Origin of the sequence: Sinorhizobium fredii NGR234, assembly GCF_000018545.1 — a bacterium.
Classification (GTDB): domain Bacteria; phylum Pseudomonadota; class Alphaproteobacteria; order Rhizobiales; family Rhizobiaceae; genus Sinorhizobium; species Sinorhizobium fredii_A.
Genome location: NC_012587.1, coordinates 3,133,572 through 3,155,801 on the forward strand (window position 1 = coordinate 3,133,572; position 22,230 = coordinate 3,155,801).

The 22,230-nt window shown below is 62.9% G+C and carries 18 protein-coding genes; 8 read left to right on the top strand and 10 right to left on the bottom strand.

All coding sequences use genetic code 11. From position 1 onward, the window contains the following. Nucleotides 1-26 precede the first annotated feature (26 nt). Nucleotides 27-764: an SDR family oxidoreductase gene (locus tag NGR_RS26075; protein WP_012709484.1), complete on the bottom strand. Its 738-nt coding sequence runs from the start codon at nucleotides 762-764 to the stop codon at nucleotides 27-29. A 636-nt stretch (nucleotides 765-1,400) separates the two neighbouring features. Between NGR_RS26075 and NGR_RS26080 the strand changes: the two genes are divergently transcribed. The 4 genes from NGR_RS26080 to lpdA are packed head-to-tail and all read left to right on the top strand — an operon-like array spanning nucleotide 1,401 to nucleotide 6,331. Next, the gene (locus tag NGR_RS26080; RefSeq protein WP_012709485.1) at nucleotides 1,401-2,633 is read left to right on the top strand and encodes a 3-methyl-2-oxobutanoate dehydrogenase (2-methylpropanoyl-transferring) subunit alpha; all 1,233 of its coding nucleotides are present in this window, start codon (nucleotides 1,401-1,403) and stop codon (nucleotides 2,631-2,633) included. Nucleotide 2,634: 1 nt separating this feature from the next. Continuing rightward, nucleotides 2,635-3,648, top strand: a complete 1,014-nt coding sequence (locus tag NGR_RS26085; protein WP_012709486.1) for an alpha-ketoacid dehydrogenase subunit beta — start codon at nucleotides 2,635-2,637, stop codon at nucleotides 3,646-3,648. Between the two features lie 3 nt (nucleotides 3,649-3,651). Then, nucleotides 3,652-4,932: a dihydrolipoamide acetyltransferase family protein gene (locus NGR_RS26090; protein ID WP_012709487.1), complete on the top strand. Its 1,281-nt coding sequence runs from the start codon at nucleotides 3,652-3,654 to the stop codon at nucleotides 4,930-4,932. Between the two features lie 4 nt (nucleotides 4,933-4,936). Beyond that, nucleotides 4,937-6,331, top strand: a complete 1,395-nt coding sequence (gene lpdA, locus NGR_RS26095) for a dihydrolipoyl dehydrogenase (RefSeq protein ID WP_012709488.1) — start codon at nucleotides 4,937-4,939, stop codon at nucleotides 6,329-6,331. 233 nt (nucleotides 6,332-6,564) lie between these two features. On the opposite strand, the gene NGR_RS26100 is transcribed toward lpdA, so the two are convergent. The 6 genes from NGR_RS26100 to hmgA all read right to left on the bottom strand — a co-directional run bounded on the left by NGR_RS26100 (nucleotide 6,565) and on the right by hmgA (nucleotide 12,956). Then, complete coding sequence (locus tag NGR_RS26100; RefSeq protein ID WP_012709489.1) at nucleotides 6,565-7,746, bottom strand: acetyl-CoA C-acyltransferase; 1,182 nt, start codon at nucleotides 7,744-7,746, stop codon at nucleotides 6,565-6,567. 254 nt (nucleotides 7,747-8,000) lie between these two features. Then, nucleotides 8,001-8,885 (bottom strand): formyltetrahydrofolate deformylase, encoded by an 885-nt coding sequence (gene purU, locus NGR_RS26105; protein ID WP_012709490.1) that lies wholly within the window; start codon nucleotides 8,883-8,885, stop codon nucleotides 8,001-8,003. Nucleotides 8,886-9,031: 146 nt separating this feature from the next. After that, complete coding sequence (gene maiA / locus NGR_RS26110; RefSeq protein ID WP_012709491.1) at nucleotides 9,032-9,670, bottom strand: maleylacetoacetate isomerase; 639 nt, start codon at nucleotides 9,668-9,670, stop codon at nucleotides 9,032-9,034. 29 nt (nucleotides 9,671-9,699) lie between these two features. Next, nucleotides 9,700-10,716 carry a fumarylacetoacetate hydrolase family protein gene (locus NGR_RS26115; RefSeq protein ID WP_012709492.1) on the bottom strand — a complete coding sequence of 339 codons (1,017 nt, stop codon included), beginning with the start codon at nucleotides 10,714-10,716 and terminating at the stop codon, nucleotides 9,700-9,702. Between the two features lie 12 nt (nucleotides 10,717-10,728). Beyond that, nucleotides 10,729-11,598 (bottom strand): MBL fold metallo-hydrolase, encoded by an 870-nt coding sequence (locus NGR_RS26120; protein WP_012709493.1) that lies wholly within the window; start codon nucleotides 11,596-11,598, stop codon nucleotides 10,729-10,731. Next, on the bottom strand, nucleotides 11,595-12,956 hold the full coding sequence (gene hmgA / locus NGR_RS26125; protein WP_012709494.1) for a homogentisate 1,2-dioxygenase: 1,362 nt from the start codon (nucleotides 12,954-12,956) through the stop codon (nucleotides 11,595-11,597). Before hmgA ends, NGR_RS26120 begins: the two co-directional genes overlap by 4 nt. A gap of 81 nt (nucleotides 12,957-13,037) precedes the next feature. Here hmgA and NGR_RS26130 point away from each other — a divergent pair, with 81 nt between their 5' ends. Continuing rightward, a complete protein-coding gene (locus tag NGR_RS26130; protein WP_012709495.1) occupies nucleotides 13,038-13,487 on the top strand; it encodes a MarR family winged helix-turn-helix transcriptional regulator in 450 nt (149 codons plus the stop codon). 3 nt (nucleotides 13,488-13,490) lie between these two features. On the opposite strand, the gene NGR_RS26135 is transcribed toward NGR_RS26130, so the two are convergent. Continuing rightward, entirely contained in the window at nucleotides 13,491-13,970 is a 480-nt protein-coding gene (locus NGR_RS26135) for an Lrp/AsnC family transcriptional regulator (RefSeq protein ID WP_012709496.1), read from the bottom strand. Between the two features lie 131 nt (nucleotides 13,971-14,101). On the opposite strand from NGR_RS26135, the gene hppD reads away from it, so the two are divergent. Further along, nucleotides 14,102-15,220, top strand: a complete 1,119-nt coding sequence (gene hppD, locus NGR_RS26140; protein WP_012709497.1) for a 4-hydroxyphenylpyruvate dioxygenase — start codon at nucleotides 14,102-14,104, stop codon at nucleotides 15,218-15,220. A 79-nt stretch (nucleotides 15,221-15,299) separates the two neighbouring features. On the opposite strand, the gene NGR_RS26145 is transcribed toward hppD, so the two are convergent. Next, nucleotides 15,300-16,076 (bottom strand): helix-turn-helix transcriptional regulator, encoded by a 777-nt coding sequence (locus NGR_RS26145; RefSeq protein WP_012709498.1) that lies wholly within the window; start codon nucleotides 16,074-16,076, stop codon nucleotides 15,300-15,302. Nucleotides 16,077-17,372: 1,296 nt separating this feature from the next. After that, on the bottom strand, nucleotides 17,373-17,900 hold the full coding sequence (locus NGR_RS26150) for a hypothetical protein (protein ID WP_012709499.1): 528 nt from the start codon (nucleotides 17,898-17,900) through the stop codon (nucleotides 17,373-17,375). Nucleotides 17,901-18,407: 507 nt separating this feature from the next. On the opposite strand from NGR_RS26150, the gene NGR_RS26155 reads away from it, so the two are divergent. Then, nucleotides 18,408-20,105, top strand: coding sequence for a hypothetical protein (locus tag NGR_RS26155; protein WP_012709500.1), 1,698 nt, complete (start codon nucleotides 18,408-18,410; stop codon nucleotides 20,103-20,105). 106 nt (nucleotides 20,106-20,211) lie between these two features. After that, nucleotides 20,212-22,215 (top strand): type I secretion system ATPase, encoded by a 2,004-nt coding sequence (locus NGR_RS26160; RefSeq protein ID WP_012709501.1) that lies wholly within the window; start codon nucleotides 20,212-20,214, stop codon nucleotides 22,213-22,215. Nucleotides 22,216-22,230: the final 15 nt, after the last annotated feature.

The window sequence follows — 22,230 nt, forward strand, 5'->3', positions numbered from 1 at the left end:
CAGGCGCAGCTCGAAAAGGCCCGCGCCTACAAGCTCATGCCGCCGTCGACGACATGTACTTGGCCGGTCGTATAGCCCGAGACGTCGCTGGCGAGATAGACGGCAAGTGCGGCGATCTCCTCGGGCGTGCCGAGCCGGCCCATCGGCTGGCGGGCGATGAAGGCGGCACGCGCCTCCTCGTAATTGCCCTGCGCCCGCATCCGCTCCTCAAGTGATGGCGATTGCACAGTGCCCGGCGCAATCGCATTGCAGCGGATGCCCTTGCCGATGTAATCGAGCGCCACCGACTTGGTCAGGCCGATGACCGCCGCCTTGCTGGCGGAGTAGACGAAGCGGTTCGGCACGCCCATCGGCACACCGGCGACCGAAGACATGTTGATGATCGAGCCGCCACCCTTTTCGAGCATGCCCGGCAGGACGGCGCGGATCATCCGGAACATCGATTTGACGTTGAGATCGAAAGCGAAGTCGTAGTCCTTCTCGCTCGTCTCCAGGATTGTGCCGGCATGGACGAAACCGGCGCAGTTGAAGAGGACGTCGACCGGGCCGATGCGCGCCGCAAACTCGGCGATCGCCGCGTCACTCAGAACATCGAGTTTCGCCACTTCGATTCCGGTGGCTGCGAGTTCGGCGAGTTTGTCCTCGTTGACGTCGGTCGCAATGACAGATGCCCCTTCCCGGCTGAACGCCTCCGCCGCCGCCCGGCCGATACCCTGTGCCGCAGCAGTGATCACCGCGCGCTTGCCTGCAAGAAGTCCGCTCATTGTCTGCCTCTTCGAGATCGAAAGGATTGGTTTGCGTTCATGCCTTGGCGACCACGCATCTCCGCTTCCAACAGACATCGAAGCCTGTCAGGCTGTCAAGCCGAGAGTTCGTATTTTTATCGAAAAAAGACAGACTGGACGCGGGCCTTTGCGGCAGGCCGGGCCGGGTACAGGACATCTGGTGGCCGACCTTGTCACCGGCGACAGGCCGATCGTCGATCCCACCGAATTTCGCCTGTCGCGGTTCTCGGACGGCACGCCGATCACGATCGCTCCGCTCGTCTGACAGCGCTTTCAGTCCGCTTTCCTGGAGGCGTCGCGAAAGAAAATTGCGTACCGCCGAGGCGCCGCCACAGCTCCGCGATCGGCCGGACGCAGGGGCCGGCACGAATCTGTCTTTCTTCGTCCGAACGCCGATCTCGCCGCCGAAAACCCTTCATCAAACCCGGAAGTCGTGGCAGTCTGTGGCCATAACCCTTTGGGAGAACGAGGGTTGTCGACGGCCTTGTCGGCCCGGGGCGTAAGGTGCGCCCGCGGGCCATTGCCGTCGTCATCGACGTCGCACCACTGCACGGCTCTTCGCTCAGCAGTTGACGAGGATGCGACGCGCAATCCGGAAGGGAGGCCGGTACCTGCATGGATGAATTCAGCCGACTGAGTCTGCATGTCCCCGAACCGGCCGTCCGGCCCGGCGATCAGCCCGATTTCTCCAACGTCAAGATTCCGAAGGCCGGTTCCGTGCCGCGGCCGGAGGTCGACGTGGAACCGGAAGCGATCCGCGATCTTGCCTACTCGATCATTCGGGTGCTGAACCGCGAGGGTGAGGCTGTCGGTCCCTGGGCCGGGCTTCTCTCGGACGAGGAATTGCTGACCGGTCTTCGGCACATGATGCTGCTCAGAGCCTTCGACGCCCGCATGCTGATGGCCCAGCGTCAGGGCAAGACATCCTTCTACATGCAGCATCTTGGCGAGGAGGCGGTGAGCTGCGCCTTCAGAAGAGCGCTTCGCAGGGGCGACATGAATTTCCCGACCTATCGCCAGGCCGGGCTGCTGATCGCCGACGACTATCCGATGGTCGACATGATGAACCAGATCTTCTCGAACGAGCTGGATCCCTGTCACGGCCGGCAGTTGCCGGTCATGTACACCTCCAAGGAGCACGGCTTCTTCACCATTTCCGGCAATCTCGCCACGCAATATGTCCAGGCGGTCGGCTGGGCGATGGCCTCGGCCATCAAGAACGACACGCGGATCGCCGCCGGCTGGATCGGCGACGGTTCGACGGCCGAGTCGGATTTCCATTCGTCGCTGGTTTTCGCCTCCACCTACAAGGCGCCGGTCATCCTCAACATCGTCAACAACCAGTGGGCGATCTCGACCTTCCAGGGCATCGCCCGCGGCGGCTCCGGAACCTTCGCGGCCCGCGGCCTCGGCTTCGGCATTCCGGCGCTGCGCGTCGACGGCAACGACTATCTCGCCGTCTACGCGGTCGCCCGCTGGGCGGCCGAACGGGCGCGGCGCAATCTCGGCCCGACGCTGATCGAATATGTGACCTATCGTGTCGGCGCCCATTCGACCTCCGACGATCCGAGTGCCTACCGGCCGAAGACGGAATCGGAGGCCTGGCCGCTCGGCGACCCGGTGCTCAGGCTGAAGAAGCACCTGATCCTGCGCGGCGTCTGGTCGGACGAGCGGCATGCCCAGGCGGAGGCGGAGATCATGGATCAGGTCATCCAGGCGCAGAAGGAAGCCGAAAGCCACGGCACGCTGCATGCCGGCGGCAGGCCGTCGGTGCGTGACATTTTCGAGGGCGTCTATGCCGAGATGCCGCCGCATATCCGCCGCCAGCGGCAAAAGGCAGGGTACTGACATGGCCAGAATGACAATGATCGAAGCGGTGCGAAGCGCCATGGACGTCTCGATGGGGCGCGACGAGGATGTCGTGGTCTTCGGCGAGGATGTCGGCTATTTCGGCGGCGTCTTCCGCTGCACCCAGGGGCTTCAGGCGAAATACGGCAAGACCCGCTGCTTCGATGCGCCGATCAGCGAAGCCGGCATCGTCGGCACCGCCATCGGCATGGCGGCCTATGGGCTGAAGCCCTGCGTCGAGATCCAGTTCGCCGATTACATGTATCCGGCCTACGACCAGCTCACACAAGAAGCGGCCCGCATCCGCTATCGCTCGAACGGCGACTTCACCTGCCCGATCGTGGTGCGCATGCCGACCGGCGGCGGCATCTTCGGCGGCCAGACCCATAGCCAGAGCCCGGAAGCGCTGTTCACCCATGTCTGCGGGCTGAAGGTCATCGTGCCGTCGAACCCCTATGACGCCAAGGGTCTGCTGATCTCGGCGATCGAGGATCCGGATCCGGTGATGTTCCTGGAGCCGAAACGGCTCTACAACGGCCCCTTCGACGGCCATCACGAGCGCCCGGTCACGCCATGGTCGAAGCACGAGCTCGGCGACGTGCCGGAGGGGCACTATTCGATCCCGATCGGCAAGGCGGAAATCCGCCGCAAGGGTTCTGCGGTAACCGTGATCGCCTATGGAACGATGGTGCATGTGGCGCTCGCCGCCGCGGAGGAAACCGGCATCGATGCGGAAGTCATCGACCTGCGCAGCCTCCTTCCGCTCGATCTCGAAACGATCGTGCAGTCGGTCACGAAAACCGGGCGTTGCGTCGTCGTGCACGAGGCGACGCTGACCTCGGGCTTCGGGGGTGAACTCGTCGCGCTCGTCCAGGAGCACTGTTTCTACCACCTCGAAGCCCCGGTCGTCCGGGTGACCGGCTGGGACACGCCCTACCCGCATGCCCAGGAATGGGACTATTTCCCCGGCCCGGCGCGTGTCGGCCGCGCCCTTACCGAAGCGATGGAGGCCTAGATTATGGGCGAATTCATCATCAAGATGCCTGACGTCGGCGAGGGGGTCGCCGAGGCCGAGCTCGTCGAGTGGCATGTCAAGCCGGGCGATCCGGTGCGCGAAGACATGGTGCTCGCCGCCGTCATGACCGACAAGGCGACGGTCGAGATCCCCTCGCCGGTTACCGGCAAGGTACTCTGGCTCGGCGCCGAGATCGGCGATACGGTCGCAGTAAAGGCGCCGCTGGTCCGGATCGAGACCGCCGGCGAAGATGGCGAACCGCCCCCGGACAGCGTTCCGGAAGCGCTTGCCGACGCCGTGCTGGAAGAGCCTGTCGCCGTCTCCGCGCCGCCGACAGCCAAGGCGCCACCCAAACCTGAAAAGGCCGAGCCCCGGCAAGCGCCACCGCCGCGCGAGGCTCAGGACATTGCTAGGAAACCGCTGGCTTCGCCGGCGATCAGGCTGCGCGCCCGGGAGAGCGGCGTCGATCTTCGGCAGGTGACCGGTACGGGGCCAGCCGGCCGCATCACCCATGAGGACATCGACCTCTTCATCAGCCGCGGCGCCGAACCGTCACCGGCCCAGGTCGGCTTGGTCCGCAAGACGGCGGTCGAAGAAATCAAGATGGCCGGCCTCAGGCGGCGGATCGCCGAGAAGATGTCGCTCTCGACGTCGAGGATCCCCCACATCACCTATGTGGAGGAGGTGGACGTGACGGCGCTCGAGGACTTGCGCGCGACAATGAACCGCGACCGCAAGCCGGACCAGCCGAAGCTGACGATCCTGCCGTTCCTGATGCGCGCGCTGGTCAGGACCGTCGTCGAACAGCCGGGCGTCAACGCCACCTTCGACGATCATGCCGGCATCATCCACCGCCACGCCGCGGTCCATATCGGCATCGCCACCCAGACGCCGGCCGGCCTGACCGTGCCGGTCGTCCGCCATGCGGAAGCGCGGCGGATCTGGGATTGCGCGGCGGAGCTGAACCGGCTGGCCGAGGCGGCCCGCACCGGCACCGCGACGCGCGACGAACTGATCGGCTCGACGATCACCATCTCTTCGCTCGGCGCGCTCGGCGGCATCGCCTCGACGCCGGTCATCAATCATCCGGAGGTGGCGATCGTCGGCGTCAACAAGATCGCCACACGCCCGGTCTGGGACGGGGCACAATTCGTGCCGCGCAAGATCATGAACCTGTCGTCGAGCTTCGACCACCGCGTCATCGACGGCTGGGATGCGGCGACCTTCGTGCAGCGGCTGAAGACGCTGCTCGAAACGCCGGCGCTGATTTTCGTTGAAGGGTGAGGCCGTGAAGGAAATTTCCTGCAAGCTCCTGGTGCTCGGCGCCGGCCCCGGCGGCTATGTCTGCGCCATCCGGGCCGGACAACTCGGCGTCAACACCGTGATCGTCGAGAAGGCGAAGGCGGGCGGCACCTGCCTCAATGTCGGCTGCATCCCCTCGAAGGCGCTGATCCATGCGGCCGAGGAATTTCACAAGCTGCGCGCCGTCGCCTCCGGAAAAAGCCCGCTCGGCCTCTCGCTTGAGGCCCCGGCGATCGACCTCGAGCGAACGGTCGCCTGGAAGGACGGCATTGTCGGCCGCCTGAACAGCGGCGTGACAGGGCTTCTGAAGAAGGCCGGCGTCAAGGCCGTTATCGGTCAAGCGCGCTTCGTCGACGGAAAGACGGTGGATGTGGAAACCGAAATCGGCGTCCAGCGCATTCGCGCCGAAGCGATCGTCATCGCCACCGGTTCGGCTCCGGTCGAGCTTCCCGACCTGCCTTTCGGCGACAATGTCATCTCCTCGACCGAGGCGCTGGCTTTGAAGGAAGTGCCGCAGACGCTCGCCGTCATCGGCGGCGGCTATATCGGCCTCGAACTCGGCACCGCCTTCGCCAAGCTCGGCTCGAAGGTCACCGTGCTCGAAGCGATGGACCGCATCCTGCCGCAATATGACGCCGACCTGTCGAAGCCGGTGATGAAGCGGCTCGGCGAACTCGGCATCGACGTCTTCACCCGCACCGCAGCCAAGCGCCTGTCGGCGGATCGGCGCGGCTTGCTTGCCGAGGAAAACGGCCGCGCCTTCGAGGTGGCGGCGGAGAAGGTTCTGGTCACCGTCGGTCGTCGGCCCGTGGTCGAGGGCTGGGGGCTGGAGGAGATCGATCTCGACCGTTCGGGCAAGTTCATCCGCATCGACGACCAATGCCGCACCTCGATGCGCGGCATCTATGCGATCGGCGATGTCACCGGCGAACCGATGCTCGCCCATCGCGCCATGGCGCAGGGCGAGATGGTCGCGGAGATCGTCGCCGGCCAGAAGCGCAGCTGGGACAAGCGCTGCATCCCGGCCGTCTGCTTCACTGACCCGGAGATTGTCAGCGCCGGTCTCTCGCCGGAGGAGGCGCGCGCGGCCGGCATCGAGATCAAGATCGGCCAGTTCCCCTTCCAGGCGAACGGCCGTGCCATGACGACGCTTGCCGAGGATGGCTTCGTCCGCATCGTCGCCCGCGCCGACAACCACCTCGTCCTCGGCATCCACGCCGTCGGGCATGCGGTCTCCGAGCTTTCCTCCGCCTTTGCGCTCGCCATCGAAATGGGTGCGCGTCTCGAGGATATCGCCGGCACGATCCACGCCCATCCGACGCAGTCGGAGGCCTTCCAGGAAGCGGCCTTGAAGGGGCTGGGGCACGCGCTGCATATCTGAGCGGACGGTGGCCTGCCCCTCATCCGCCTGCCGGCACCTTCTCCCCGCAAGCGGGGCGAAGGGACAGTGCCGCTCCCGCTCATCCACGCTCACGCTTCTTTCGAAGCCCTGCCACAGCTCGGAATATCGAACCGCAGTGCAGGCAAAACGACAGATCGAGGCACGCCCTCGTCCTCTCTCCCCGCAAGCGGCGAGAGGGATAGGGTGAGGGGCAAGATTCCCACAGTCCCTTGCTATTCCATCAACTCCAGCCCCACTGCCGTCGCCTCGCCGCCGCCGATGCAGAGCGAGGCGATGCCGCGCTTGACGCCGTTGGCGCGCATCGCATGGAGAAGCGTGACGACGATGCGGGCGCCTGAAGCACCGATCGGATGGCCAAGCGCACAGGCGCCGCCGTGGATATTGACGATGTCGTCGGAAAGACCGAGGTCGCGGATCGCCGCCATGGCGACGATGGCGAAGGCCTCGTTGATCTCGTAGAGACCGACGCTTCCCTTTTCCCAACCGAGTTTTTCGATCAGCTTGTCGATGGCGCCGATCGGCGCGGTGGTGAACCAGGCAGGCTCCTGGGCGTGGCCGGCATGGCCGGCGACGATCGCCAGCGGCGTCAGCCCGCGCCTCTCCGCCTCGCTGGCCCGCATCAGAACCAGCGCCGCGGCGCCATCGGAGATCGACGAGGAGTTGGCCGCCGTGACGCTGCCGCCGTCGCGAAAGGCCGGCTTCAGCTTCGGGATCTTTGCGGGATCGGCCTTTGTCGGCTGCTCGTCGCGATCGAGGTTGGCCGTTCCGCGTTTGCCACCATCGGTGATCGCCACGATCTCGTCGGCAAAGGATTTGTCCTCCGCCGCCTTCAGCGCCCGTTCGAGCGACCGCAATGCGAAGGCATCCTGGTCGGCGCGGGAGAACTGATAATGCTGGGCGGTGTCCTCGGCATAGGTGCCCATCAGACGCCCGGAATAAGCGTCCTCCAGCCCGTCGAGGAACATATGGTCCTTGACCTCGCCATGGCCGAGCCGGAAGCCGCCGCGCGCCTTCGGCAGCAGGTAGGGGGCATTGGTCATCGACTCCATGCCTCCGACGCCGACGACGGATGCGCTGCCGGAGATGAGCGCGTCGTGACCGAGCATCAGCGCCTTCATGCCCGAACCGCAGACCTTCGAGACCGTCGTCGACGGCGTCTGCTGCCCGAGGCCGGCGCCGAGTGCCGCCTGCCGGGCCGGATTCTGCCCGAGGCCGGCGGGCAGGACGTTGCCCATCATCACTTCATCGACCGCATCGAGGCCGGCGCGATCGAGCGCCGCCTTTAATGCGATGGCCCCGAGTTCCGGAGCCGTCAGGTCCTTTAGGCCGCCTTGAAAGGCGCCCATCGGCGTACGCGCCGCCGAAACGATAACCACCGGGTCCCGATTGCTCATCTTGGTCCTCCCATGCGCCGATGACCGGCTTCAAGCAGCATGAGCGGTTTCAGCCCCTCATCCCGCTGCCGCGACCTTCTCCCCGCTCGCGGGGAGAAGGGGCAAGCCGCGCCGCCCAAATCCCCTCTCCCCGCAAGCGGGGAGAGGGCTAGGGTGAGGGGCGAATCTGCATCCATGCCCATGATCCATAGCGACTATAACCGTCTGATCCGGCGAGGCAATGCGGGCCGCGAGGCGCAAGTGGCGACGACGAACTAACCCATCCGCTCCGACGCGTAGCTGCCCGGGCTCGGCGGGAAGACGACGACGCGGTTGCCGTTGATGAAGCAGCGGTGGTGGATATGGGCGTGCACGGCCCGGGCCAGCACCTGGCTCTCGACGTCGCGGCCGATCGACACATAGTCCTCGGCCGACTGCGCATGGGTGATGCGGGCGATGTCCTGCTCGATGATCGGCCCCTCGTCGAGGTCGGCGGTGACGTAGTGCGCCGTCGCGCCGATCAGCTTGACGCCGCGCTCATAGGCCTGCTTGTAGGGATTGGCGCCCTTGAACGACGGCAGGAAGGAGTGGTGGATGTTGATGATCCGCCCCGACATCTTCTTGCAGAGCGCATCCGACAGCACCTGCATGTAGCGGGCCAGCACGATCAGCTCGGCGCCGGTCTGCTCGACGAAGTCCAAAAGCTGGGCTTCGGCCTTCGGCTTGTTCTCCTTCGTCACCTTGATGCAGTGGAACGGAATGTCGTGGTTGACGACGACCTTCTGGTAGTCGAAGTGGTTGGAGACGACGCCGACGATGTCGATCGGCAGCGCGCCGATCTTCCAGCGGTAGAGCAGGTCGTTCAGGCAATGGCCGAAACGCGACACCATCAGCAGCACCTTGGTGCGCTCTTCGGTATCGCGGACATCCATCGCCATGTCGAAGCGCTTGATCACGGGAGCGAAGCCTTCGCGCAGTTCCTCGAGCTTCGCGCCTTCCTGGCTGATGAAGGTCAGCCGCATGAAGAACAGCCCGGTTTCAAGGTCATCGAATTGCGAGCTATCGCTGATGTAACAGCCTTTCTCCGCGAGATAGCCGGTCACGGCAGCAACGATGCCGCGGGTGGATTTGCAGGTGACGGTCAGCACATAGCTTTTCATCGATGGGTCTCTCGTTCTTGAGGTGTTTCCGCGCCCTCTTCTCCGGGGCAGTCACGCAAAAACTAGCGTGACGATCTCGGGCCTGCCGATCCATTCGCGACATCGGCTGGACGGAACGGAACACGGGCGGAACGGTGATCCGCTGTCTACGGCCTCACCCGGTCGGGATGCGCCCGCGCAAAGCCGTCGATCTCGGCGCAGCGCGCATCGATGGCGACGATCCGAGGGCAACCGGAAAGATCGACCTCCCAGCGGCGCGCATTGTAGACCTGCGGCACGAGGCAGATATCCGCCATGGTTGGGCTCTCTGCGTGACAGTAGCTCCCGGTCGAGGGATGATCGAGCAGCGACTCGAACGCGGCAAATCCCTCGCCGATGAACTTCTGCATCCAGGCCCGGCGCGCCGCCTCGCCGTCCTGAGCGGCGGCCATCACATGAGCGACCACGCCAAGATTGCAGATGGGATGGATGTCCATGGCGACGGCATAGGATAGCGCCCGCACCCGCTGTCGGCCGATCACGTCGGCAGGCAGGAAGCCGACCTGCGGCCTTGTTTCCGCAAGGTACTCGACAATGGCGAGCGACTGGGTGAGGCGCTCGCCATCGATGTCCAGTACCGGCACCAGACCCTGCGGATTGCGGGCGAGATGCTCGGGCGCGCGATGCGCCTTGGCGAGAAGATCGACCGGGACGGAGCGGTAGCCTTCGCCGACGAGATTGAGGGCGATCCGCACCCGATAGCTCGCCGACGAACGCCAATAGTCGTAGAGGACGGTTTCCGTCATCACGTCTGCCTCCGATCGATCCCCTGTCATCAGCCGCGCTCGTATCTCTCCACCTTCTGTTCGATGGCGCCAAAGATCGAATGGCCGGTCTTGTCCTTCATCTCGATCCGCACGACGTCGCCGAATTTCAGGAAAGACGTTTTCGCCGCGCCCGTTTCGATCGTCTCGATCATGCGCAGTTCGGCGATGCAGGAATAGCCGACACCGCCGTCCGAAACCGGCTTGCCCGGTCCGCCGTCGAGCTTGTTCGAAACCGTGCCCGAGCCGATGATGGTGCCGGCCGAAAGCGGCCGGGTGCGGGCCGCATGGACGATGAGCTGCGGAAAATCGAAAGTCATATCGATCCCGGCATTGGCGCGGCCGAAGGGTTTGCCATTGAGGTCGACTCGAAGCGGCAAGTGCATTTTGCCGCCATCCCAGGCGTCGCCCAGCTCGTCGGGCGTCACCCCGACCGGCGAAAAGGCGGACGACGGTTTCGACTGGTAGAAACCGAATCCCTTGGCGAGCTCCCCGGGGATAAGTCCGCGCAGCGAAACGTCGTTGACGAGCATGACGAGCCGGATCGCCTCGCGCGCCTCGTCGACAGTGGCGCCCATCGGCACGTCGTCGACGATCACCGCCACCTCGCCCTCCAGGTCGATCCCCCAGGCCTCGTCGGCCACCTGGATCGGGTCGCGCGGTCCCACAAAACTGTCGGAGCCGCCCTGGTAGATCAGCGGGTCGGTCCAGAAGCTCGCCGGCATCTCGGCGTCGCGCGCCTTCCTGACCAGCTCGACATGATTGACATAGGCCGAGCCGTCCGCCCAGTGAAAGGCGCGCGGCAGCGGCGAGGCAGCATCATGTTCGTGGAAACGCATGGTCGGCTGCGATCCGGTCTCGATCCCCTCGGCGACGCGCGCCAGCCGCGGTCCCGCATGGGCCCAATCGTCGAGCGCCGTCTGCAGCGTGCGGGCGATGTGCCCGACTTCCGAGCAGCGCGTGAGATCGCGGGAAACGACCACAAGCTTTCCGTCACGCGTGGAGTCTTTCAACGTCGCCAGTTTCATGCAGTCCTCCCTTTACTCGGACGAATCGCCCGCAAACTCCACAACAAGGCCGTCGGAAGCGATCGTCAAGGCGCCCGGCCAGCTCTTGCGCGCCGCCGCGATCCAGTCGGCCTGCGAGACCTCCGGGTCATCGGCTGGAATAAGATGATGCAACACGAGCCGGCCGACGCCGGCGGCCGCCGCGATCGTGCCCGCCTGTTCGGCGAATGTGTGGCTCGCCAGGAGATGTTCCTTCAGCCGCGCACCATTTCCAGTGCGCGCCACCAGACGGTCGACCCCTGCAGCGAGCATCGCTTCGTGGACGAGAATGTCGGCGCCGCTCGCGAAATCGGCAAGCGGCGGGAAATAGGCCGTGTCCGAGGAGAACACGATGGTGCCCGCCGCATGATCGAAGCGCAGGGCGAAGCAGTCGGTGACCGGCGGATGGTCGACACGCAGCGCCGACACGGTGAGGCCATTCTCCGAGACGACCTGACCGTCGGAGAATTCGATCACCTCGACGAGCCGGCGAAGATCCGGCCTGCCCTCGTCGACGATGCGGATGTCGACGTCGAAGGCCATCGACTGAAGGAAGCCCTGCCAATAGGCTCGCGTGCCGGCCGGTCCGAAGACACACACGGGATGCGCGAGCCCCGCAGTCCAGGCCGTGTGGATCAGCGGCCCGAGCTCCAGGACGTGGTCCGAATGCAAGTGGGTGACGAAGATCAGGTCAAGCGACTTCAGCGACACGCCGGCATCCGTCAGCCCACGGGTGACGCCGAGCCCGCAGTCGACCACGATCGTGCGGCCGGCGATCTCAAGCAGTGACGATGTCGGCCAGGGGCCGCCTGGCCGGATCGCCGGGCCGCCCTTGCTGCCGAGCAGAACAAGTCGTGCACTCAAGACCAATCACCCTCCGGCGTCCCGTTAAAGCGCTTCCTGAGGCCGGCCCAGCAGTCGATGTAATCGTCCTGCAGCGTTTCCAGTTCGGCGGCGAAGCGGGTCAGTTGCTGTGGGAAACGGGTCTCGAACATGAAGGCCATGGTATTGTCGAGCTTCACCGGTTTCAACTCGCCATTCGTCGCCTTTTCGAAGCCGGATGTATCCGGACCGTGCGCCAGCATCATGTTGTGAAGGCTCATGCCGCCGGGCACGAAGCCTTCCTCCTTCGCATCATAGCGCCCATGGATCAGCCCCATGAACTCGCTCATGATGTTGCGGTGGTACCAGGGCGGCCGAAAGGTGTGCTCGGCAACGAGCCAGCGCGGCGGGAAGAGGACGAAATCGACATTGGCGGTCCCCTCCTCCCCCGACGGCGCCGTCAAGACCGTGAAGATCGACGGATCCGGATGGTCGAACAGGATGGCGCCGACCGGCGAGAAGGTTTTCAGGTCGTATTTGTAGGGCGCGTAGTTGCCGTGCCAGGCGACGACGTCGAGCGGCGAATGGCCGATTTCTACCGTGTGAAATGATCCGCACCACTTCACCTGCACCCGGCACGGCGTCTCCTTGTCCTCAAAGGCGGCAACCGGTGTCTTGAAGTCACGTGGATTGGCGAGGCAATTGGCGCCGATCGGGCCGCGATCCGGCAGCGTGAACTTGGCGCCGTAATTCTCGCAGATATAGCCGCGCCAGGCCTTTTCCTCGCCGAGCCGGGCGACCTTGAACATCGTGCCGCGCGGCACGAGGCAGATTTCCGACGGCGCAACATCCATCTTGCCGAGCTCGGTGAAGACCTGGAGGGCGCCCATTTCCGGCACGATCAGCAGTTCGCCGTCGGCATTGAAGAAATAGTCGTCGACCATGTCGGCATTGAAGACATAGGCATGCGCCGCCATGCCGACCTGGGTCAGCACATCTCCCGCCGTCGTCATCGTCCGGATGCCCTGAAGGAAATTCAGTTCTCCGGTCGGCTCCGGCAGCGGGTTCCAGCGCAATTGCCCGAGCGCCAGCGCGTGTTCGGCGATATGCGGGGCCGTCTTCCAGTGCGGGTAGTCGATCTTCGCGAAGCGCCCGGTGTGCCGAACGCTCGGGCGGATTCGGTAGAGCCAGGAACGCTCGTTGGTGCCGCGCGGCGCCGTGAAGGGCGAGCCGGAGAGCTGTTCGGCATAGAGGCCATAATTGCATTTCTGCGGGCTGTTCTGTCCCTGCGGCAGGGCGCCGGGCAGGCTTTCGGTCTCGAAGTCGTTGCCGAAGCCCGGCATGTAGGCGAGCGCCTCGGCCGCCAACGCTTCACTTCGCTTTTCCGCTTTGCCCAACATTCTTGCATCTCCTCTTCAGTCCGGCATATTAGTTACAAGCGTAACTATTGATTTTGTAACTATCAACACCGGGAAGCGCGTATGACCGAGACGTTCGAGTTGGAGGCCTTCCTCCCCTACCGGCTGAACCGGGCGGCAGAGTTCGTGGCGCTGCGCTTTGCCGCGCAGTACAGGGCGCGCTACCAGTTGACCCGGCCCGAATGGCGAACGCTGGCCGCCCTTGGCAGCTCGGCAAGCCCGATGACGGCGACCGAAATCGGCGCCCATTCGTCGATGCACAAGACCAAAGTAAGCCGCGCCGTCTTCAGCCTCGAGCAGCGACGCTGGCTAAAGCGCGAGGAGCACGGTCGTGACCGGCGGTTCGAGCACCTGGCGCTTACGCCGGCGGGCCAGCACGCCTATGGGGAGCTAACGGAACTCGCGAGCCGCTATCAGGCGGAGCTGCTTTCGATGCTTGGCGGAGAGAACATGGAGGCGCTCTCCAGGGGTCTGGTAGCCGTGGAACGCGCAATGAAGTGGCGCCCCGAGTGATCATTATCCCTTCATCCGCTCCGGGATCGGCAGACCTTCGAAGCTCTTCAGGGTTTCCAGCACGATCGAGGTTTTCACGTGCTGGACGCTGTCATGCGGCAGCAGCACGTCGTTGACGAAGCGCGAAAGGCCGGCAAGGTCGGGGGTGACGACGCGCAGGTGATAGTCCATCTCGCCGGTCAGCGCATAGGCCTCGAGCACCTCCGGCAGACCGGAGATCAGCTTGGCGAACCGCTTGGCATTGTCGCGGTTGTGGGTGGCGAGCGTGACCGAGATGACCACCATCAGATCGAGCCCGAGCTTCTGCCGGTCGATCTGCGCCTGATATCCGGTGATGAACCCTTCCGCTTCGAGCCGCGAGCGCCGCCGGGAACATTGCGACGGTGACAGTGCGATCCGTTCGGACAGTTCGTTGTTGGTCAGATGCCCGTCGCGCTGCAATGCGTCGAGAATTTTGAGATCGAATCCATCAAGCTGCTCCATTCATGCATCTCCACGCCATCCCTCGCACAATTCATGCACCGGTTTGACAGAATCACGCAAGAATACAAGCATCATGCATCGGATCTGCGCCATACTCCAACAAAGTTCGGAGGAATGAGAGGAGAATTTCGATGGGCCCGTTCCCGCATGATGCCCCGCCCCCGGAAATTTCGGCGGAGAACCCTGCCGGCACCGATGGATTCGAGTTCGTCGAATTCGCCCATCCGGAGCCGGAAAAGCTGGAAGAACTGTTTCGTCGCATGGGCTACACGCCGGTCGCCAGGCACAGGACGAAGAACATCACCGTCTGGCGGCAGGGAGACATCAACTACATCCTGAACGCCGAACCCGGCTCGCATGCCATGCGCTTCGTCGACAAGCATGGGCCCTGCGCCCCGTCGATGGCCTGGCGCGTCGTCGATGCGAAGCATGCCTTCGAGCACGCGGTCTCCAAGGGCGCCGAACCCTATACCGGCGGCGACAAGAGCCTCGACGTGCCGGCAATCGTCGGCATCGGCGGCTCGCTGCTCTACTTCGTGGAAACCTACGGCGATAAGGGTTCCGCCTATGATGCCGAATTCGAATGGTTGGGCGACCGCAATCCGAAACCGGCCGGCGTCGGCTTCTACTATCTCGACCACCTGACCCACAACGTCTATCGCGGCCAGATGGACAAGTGGTGGGCCTTCTACCGCGAGCTGTTCAACTTCAAGCAGATCCATTTCTTCGACATTGACGGCCGCATCACCGGCCTCCTGAGCCGGGCGATCACTTCGCCCTGCGGCAAGATCCGGATTCCCTTGAACGAGTCGAAGGACGACACCAGCCAGATCGAGGAATATCTGAGGAAGTACAAGGGCGAGGGCATCCAGCACATCGCGGTCGGTACCGAGGCGATCTACGACGCGACCGACAAGCTGGCAGAAAACGGGCTCAAATTCATGCCCGGCCCGCCGGACACTTACTACGAGATGTCACAAGAGCGCGTCCACGGCCATGAAGAGCCGATCGAGCGGATGAAGAAGCACGGCATCCTGATCGACGGCGAGGGCGTGGTGAACGGCGGCATGACGAAGATCCTCCTGCAGATCTTCTCGAAAACCGTCATCGGGCCGATCTTCTTCGAATTCATTCAACGCAAGGGAGACGAAGGCTTCGGCGAGGGCAATTTCCGGGCGCTGTTCGAGTCGATCGAGGCCGACCAGATCCGGCGCGGCGCGCTCGACACGCCGCCGGCCGCAGCCGAGTAAGGCGGAGCCGTTCCTTCAGGAACGTGCCGCCCACCGGTCGGGTGGGCGGCACGACGCTCGTTTCGCTCTTTCGACCAGCTCAGTTCGGCCAGCGCGCCCGCGGCGCGGTCAGGTCGCCTTCGTGCCGGAAATAGCGCGACGCCGCTTCGGTGCGGTTGCGCACGTTCATCTTCTTGTAGATGTTGCGGACGTGGACCTTGACGGTGTTTTCCGAAAGCCCGAGCCGGTCGGCAATGATCTTGTTCTGCGTGCCCATGCAGATCAGGTCGAGGATCTGGACCTCACGCGTCGTCAGCACGCCCCGGGCGCCCTCGCCCCTGCGCTCCGTATCGACCGCCTCGACGACCGACGGTCGTTGAACGGCAGAACCGTTTCCCGCAAATCCCCGCGGTGCCAGACGCCTGAGCAACGCAGCCGGAAAATGCTCGCCGCCCTTCATCAGGAGATCGATGGCGGTCAGGCAGACGTCGAGATGCAGATTCAGGGGCAGCACGCCATGGATGAGCCCCTCATCGACGAAGCCGGCGATCGACGTATCGAGCTCGTCCGCATTCTCCACCACCACTCCGATCGATGCCTTCGGGTGGAACTCATGGATCATTCTGATGATCGACGGGAAAGTGCTTGCCGGCATGCGGTAAAGCATCACCAGTGCGACATCGACGAGATTGCCATCGAGCAGACTGTCGGCTTCCGACAGGCTCACGACCTCATGGCCCTGAAAGCGCGTACCTATCGCTTGCGTCAGGCATTCGGCGAGCAGGTCCGCCTTGGCGAGCATCACGATCTTGTTTTTCTTTGCTAAAACCTTGTTGTTATCTTCAAAATTGCTCAGGGTAGAACTCTCACGATACATTTATCCCTCCTTGGGCGTTCCCTGAAATTCTTATGGGTGTGAGGCCCCTCGTGAAGAACGCCTGCGTTTAAAAAATTTATTCGAATAAAAAGCGAATTCCCACGGCGGTAGAATTCGTAATAACTAATGTATCGTAAATATGGGGGATGGGAAACAGCCCATATGGATTAGATTGGCGCGGTGACGCTATCTAGACCGTCCGAAACCGCACCAATTTTGGGCCTATCCACACAAAAGCTTTGGACAACTCGAGCGGCAGCCGTGCATTTTCAGCCTCCTTCGATCACCCTTTGCTTTTCAGGGGTTCGGCGGACCAAGAGCTGGGGCGGAAAACGGCGGGGTCGTGACGACATTCAAGCCTAGGATGTAGATCGCGGCCCCGCACGTTCTAGCCGGTTCCGGTGGACGGGCGATACCAAAAACGGGTGATAGGGGACGTGGCGCGCAGTCGATCGACCCCTTGTGCCAAGCGCCCGCGCGCATCCGATCCAGCGCACGCGATGGCTATCAGCCTGACGCTGCGCTTCGAAATTCCAGGTCGGCGGAATCCAACATCGACGCAATACGACGGTCGGAGCCGCCGCGACGGATTCACAATGTTAACATTGTCTTAACGCATGGGATGAAAATGCGTCCCGGGACGCGAGAAGCCGCCGGACGGCAATGCTTCTTTCCCAGCGCCCGCTCCCGCCCCTGCGGGGCCGCCGCTTCGCCGCCGTGATACCACCTCAAAACGCGCGTCATCGGTCAAGCGGCTAGCCAGACTAACCATAATTGGTATCTTTCGCTTCCCCGCATTCCGGATCACACTGCAATCGTCGCACGGTGTTTTGTGCGTCCCGGACAGTGTCCTGCGTAGGTTCGGAAGTATCTATATTGCGTTCGAATGACAAATCGTATGACATTTTATATTTTGACGTAACAGTTTACGACAGGAGCGAACCCCTGCCGCACAATTATATTGAAAAAGAAATAGAAACATCGAGACCCGCAGATGAACGATACAACGTTCACCTGATTGAAGATGAGCCAGCGCCCTAAGAATCCTAAAAGAGATGAAAGGGTTTCGGTGCTGGCTCCCTCTCCTCACGATTTTCTCCAGATCGAGGCACAGCCAACCAATGCCCCCGGCGTAACGGCTCCGAGCATCGACTGCTTGAACATGGCGCTAAAGCGCCGCGCGCCTTATCAGGCGCGCAAAGGTCGCTGTAGCACTTTGAATTGCTGCATGTCTTTGTCCCTGAAATCGAGGTCGATTTAAGGAGACATGCAGTAGGCAGTTCGATATGCCGTTCGTCACCGCGGGAACGAATGCCGCTCGACAATAGCCCAGATTCCCTTGTTGATCCTCATGATCTGGTCGATCGCCTCGCTGATCCTCGCCAATTCCGCGTCGTCGATCTGCTCGATCTTGCCGTATTTGATCGTTTCCTTGCTGTCGAAGATGGCCATTAGCTGGGTGCTTGCCTGGTCCCCGGTCTCGTCGAAGGAATAGATGCAATGGCTGTACTTGTTCCTGAGCTTCGCCTGCTTGCCCAGCTGCTGTGTCACAGCCAGGATCTCCTGCCTGCGATCGGACGGCGTCTTGGCCATCTTGGCGAGCCGCTCGACCAGCTCGATGCGGGCCCGCGTCGTGTTCAGCGTCAGGAAAATAATGACCGCGGTTTCCTTGTCCACATTCGCAAGGCCCGCAATGAGGTAGATGAGCAGGCTTTCCGTGTTCGTCCACGTGTAGTTCAGTTGGCCGATCAAAAGAAGGATCTCGTGAAATCTCTTCATCGGCGCGGCTTGCCGTTGCCGGGCGCCGCCGTCAGGATCGCTCATATTCGCTTCCGTTTCATTTCTTCCGTTTGAATAGGTTTGGGCCCTAATCCTGCCTGCCGCAAGTAGCCCTAAGGGAGTATCGCGGCAAATCCATTCCTTAAATTTATCCTTTCACGAAAATAATTTCTCCACGCGATCAACCTGAGGCTGACAAGCACGCGCCACGACTACCCTACGGGCTAGCTCGAACTGGCAGCTTACAATTCTTTCATCTTGGCAACAGACTGCCCGGGCAAACGACGAGCAGGGAGGCTCGAGCCTGGGGACCGAACACGGCGCCAGATGCGCAGGTGCCCATCGAGAGGCCCGACAAGCTGCTCCAGGATGAGGAGGGCACCTACCACGACAATTTGAATGTCTGATCTCCGGCCGCATCTGGCCGTCCGGCGATCGAAATTCTTGAGTGATGTAGCTTTATTCATTTCAACACTGGACCGCACCACCCCTTAGCCGCGTGAGAGAAAAAGGCGGCTTGGCTGTCGCGGCCTCAACCTGAGGAAGATCATTATGGGCAAGGACAAGAATTTCTTGTGGCCGTGGGAAGACCAATCCCAAGATCAGGATCAGTACCAGGATCAGGACCAGGAGCAGGAATCCGAGCAGGAGCAGGAGCAGGAGCAGGAACAAGAGCAGGAGTCCGAGCAGGAGCAGGAGCAGGAGCAGTCCAGTGAGTCCTATAATGGCAATCTGAACGGCAATGGCAACCTGAACGGCAACGGCAACGGCAACCTGAACGGTAACGGCAACGGAAACCTGAACGGTAACGGCAATGTCAACGGCAACGGCAACGGCAACCTGAACGGCAATGCCAACCTCAACGCCAACATCAACAAGAGCGAGACTGACGTCGACGTCGACGTTGACAGCAAGACCGAAGTCGACGTCGATGTCGACGTCGATCTTGATGGCTACAAGCCCTCGGATGACGATTTCGTCGACATCGACAATTCGGAAATCGAAGGCATGGCGAGCGTCAGCTTCAAGGACATCCTCAACGAGTCGCTCAATGGCGCAGGCAATGATGTAGGTAACGTCTTCAGCCAATCCGCCATCATGTCGGATGACGACTATCTCAAGGATGTCTCCAACGACGGCACCCTGAACCAGAACGGCGATGCCACGGGCGGCGACGCCGAATCCGACGACGGCATCAACGCCAGTGGCGAAGGCGGCGAAGGCGGCGACGATGCCGATGCCGACGGCGGCGACGGCGGTGACGGCGGCCTCGCGGTCGGCGGCTTCGCGGGTGGCGGTGAGGCCGAGAGCGAAGCCGAGAGCGACGCGGACGGTGGCGACGGCAATGGCGGCGGCGCTTTGAGCGTCGGTGTCGGCGTCGGCGGCGACAGCGGCGACGCGAACGGCGGTTCGGCAACCGGTGGCACCGGCGGTGCCGGCGCTGCGGGCGTCGGACTCGGACTCGGACTCGGCCTGGGCCTCGGCGTCGGCGCCGCAGCCGGCGGTGACGGCGGCAACAGCAACGCTGGCGATGGCGACGATACCGGCGACATCGAGAGCGACGAAGCGGAAGCCGAAGACGCCGGCGACGGCGGCGACGGCATCGATGCCGACTTCGGGATCCCGATCCTGAACTTCGGCAATGATGGTGGCGACGGCGGCGACAATGACGGTGGCAACAGCGTTGCTTTCGGCCAGACCGGCGACTCGACTGGCGGCGACTCCGGTGATGCCGGCGATGGCGGCAATGCGCTAGGTGCCGGTTTCGGCGCCGGATCGGGCGTCGGCCTCGGCGCCGGTATCGGTGGCGACGGCGGTAACGCTAATGCTTCCGCGGATGGCGGAACGACCGGCGACGGCGGAGCCGGTAGCGGCACGGGCACGGCGACCGGCGGTGAAGGCGACGGCGGCCTCGCGCTCTCCGGTGCATGGGCTGGCGATGCCTTTGCCGGCGGCGGTGTAGGCGGTGCAGCCACTGGCGGCGCAGGCGGTGGCGGTGGTGGCGGCGGCACTGCCACGACCGGAGACGGCGGCAATGGCAATGCCGGCACCTGGGGTTCCTACAATGGCGACGATAGTTTCCTTGAAGGAATCTCCTCGGCATCGGCCGATGCAGTGATCGACACCAACGCCTTCAACCAGCAGATCGTGCTTGGTGCCAATCTGCAGGGCAACACCATCGACATGACGGTCGTCGGCGGCAACTACAGCTCGACGGCCATCGGCGAAGACGACGACGACGCCGCGTGATGTAAGGCAACGACCGGTTCGCATTCTTCGCAATCGGGCATTGAACTGGACTGCGCGGGTTCGCGCCGCGCAGTCCAACAGCACCGAAATAAAAAGGGGGCTGACAATGACCCTGTATTTCGACAAGACGACCGAGGCCATTGCCCATTTCATCGGTCTCTTCGCAACGACGCTTGAAGAAATCCGCCTGCGCGACGCCTACAACGAATTCAAGGCTCTTCAGAAAGCGCAGGAGCATCCGCCGGCGCTGCCCTCCGTGCCGGTCACGGTCAAGGCACCCTACGAGCTCAAGGATTTCGACCCCCGTATTCCCTACCGTCCGGACGAGCCGGTCGGGGCTCAGCCGACCCCCGGCCTCTATACAGGCCTTCGTCCCCCGGAAATACCGGTTTCGCAGCCGGTAAACGAAATCGACAATCCGCACGTTTTCACCCGGGGCGGTTCGAGTTCGTCATCCGGCAGCACCGTCGAACTTCAAATCGATCCGCCCGGCTCGACAGCCGTCTACGCGTCGCAGCAGATCTGGCTGTCGGACAACGATTCCGTCAATCTTGGCGGCCACGGCCTGCAGTTTTCCGTGAAGGTGGACAACAGCGCCCTGATGAATGATCTCATCGAAGCGGCGCGGCAGATCTCCCCCCTCGGCGGCGAGGAGATTCCCGGTTCTCCGGAGGAGATTGCCACCTTCATCAACACCGTCGCGCAGCAGCTTGATGCCTTTTCCGCGGAACAGGACGGACAGGAAGGCACATTCGTTGCGAAATCCGACATTCTCGAAGGCATCTTCGTCAACGGAGAACTCGTCGAGGAAGCACCGAGTCTCGATGACTACTTGCCGCCACCGGAAGAAACCCCGGACGACAAGCCGGCTACCTCCAACCAGGCCAGCGGCAACGTTACGGCAGGCCAGGGCAAGGTCTCGATCGAGGCGTCGGTCGAACTTGAAGCGGGTGGCAACACGCTGGTCAACTCCGTCGTGCTGACGACCAACTGGCTGCAGTCGCATGTGCTCGCCGTCGCCGGCGACCATGTCGAACTCAACGCAATCGTCCAGACCAATGTCCTGTGCGACAACGATCTCTTGAGCACCGCCCTCAACGGCTGGAACCTCGACCAGGGCAAACCGAACGAGACCTTCAACATCGCGATGTTCAAGCATCTCGACCCCGAGCCCAGCACGGCGGAGCAGGCCGGACCCGGCGACTTCCCGAAGGCGTGGGCGATCACCGAGATCAAGGGAGACCTCTTGATCACCAACTGGCTCGAGCAATTCACCTTCATGTCCGATGAAGACACGGCCATTTTGGCGGCCGCTGGCTCGACGGCTTCGATCATCACCGGCGACAATACGGCAATCAACAACATCTCGCTTGCGGAGCTCGGACAATACTACGATCTCATCTTCATCGGCGGCAATGTTTACGATGCCAATATTATCCAGCAGTTGAACATTCTGCTCGACAACGATCTGGTCGGCGCCGTCGAGGGTTTCGGCACGAGCGGCAAGTGCTCCGCTTCCTCCGAGGGAAACCTGCTCTGGAACGAAGCGGCCATCGTGGAAGCCGGCGGCGCGGATAGCGTCAAACCGTTGCCGAAATCCTACCTCGATGCTTTCGGCGATCTGGCAAGCGGCAAAAAATCTCTGCCGGACGGCGTGCTGGAGGATGGCGCCTTCGCCGGGATGAACGGCTTGCGGGTGCTCTATATTTCAGGCGACCTCGTCAGCCTGAACTACGTCAAGCAAACCAATATTCTGGGCGACAGCGACCAGATCGCGCTCGCTATGAACAAGCTCGGACTCGGGTCCGATGCGGACTGGACGATTTCGACGGGTTCGAACACCTTGGTCAACTACGCCGGGATCCTCGATGTCGATGCCGGCAAGACCATCTACGCGGGCGGCAACGCCTATTCGGACGAGATCCTGATCCAGGCCGACCTGATCAAGACCGACCCTTACCTCGGCGGCCAGGATCCTGACGCGCTCGTCAGCGAAGCGGTGGCCTTCCTGGGTGACGACACCCCCGACCACGGGCCCCAGCACCCGGATCATGCGCCGCCTCCGCTCGATACGACCAATGCCGATCCCATGCATAGCATGCTGGCCTGATCGGAGCGCGGGAGG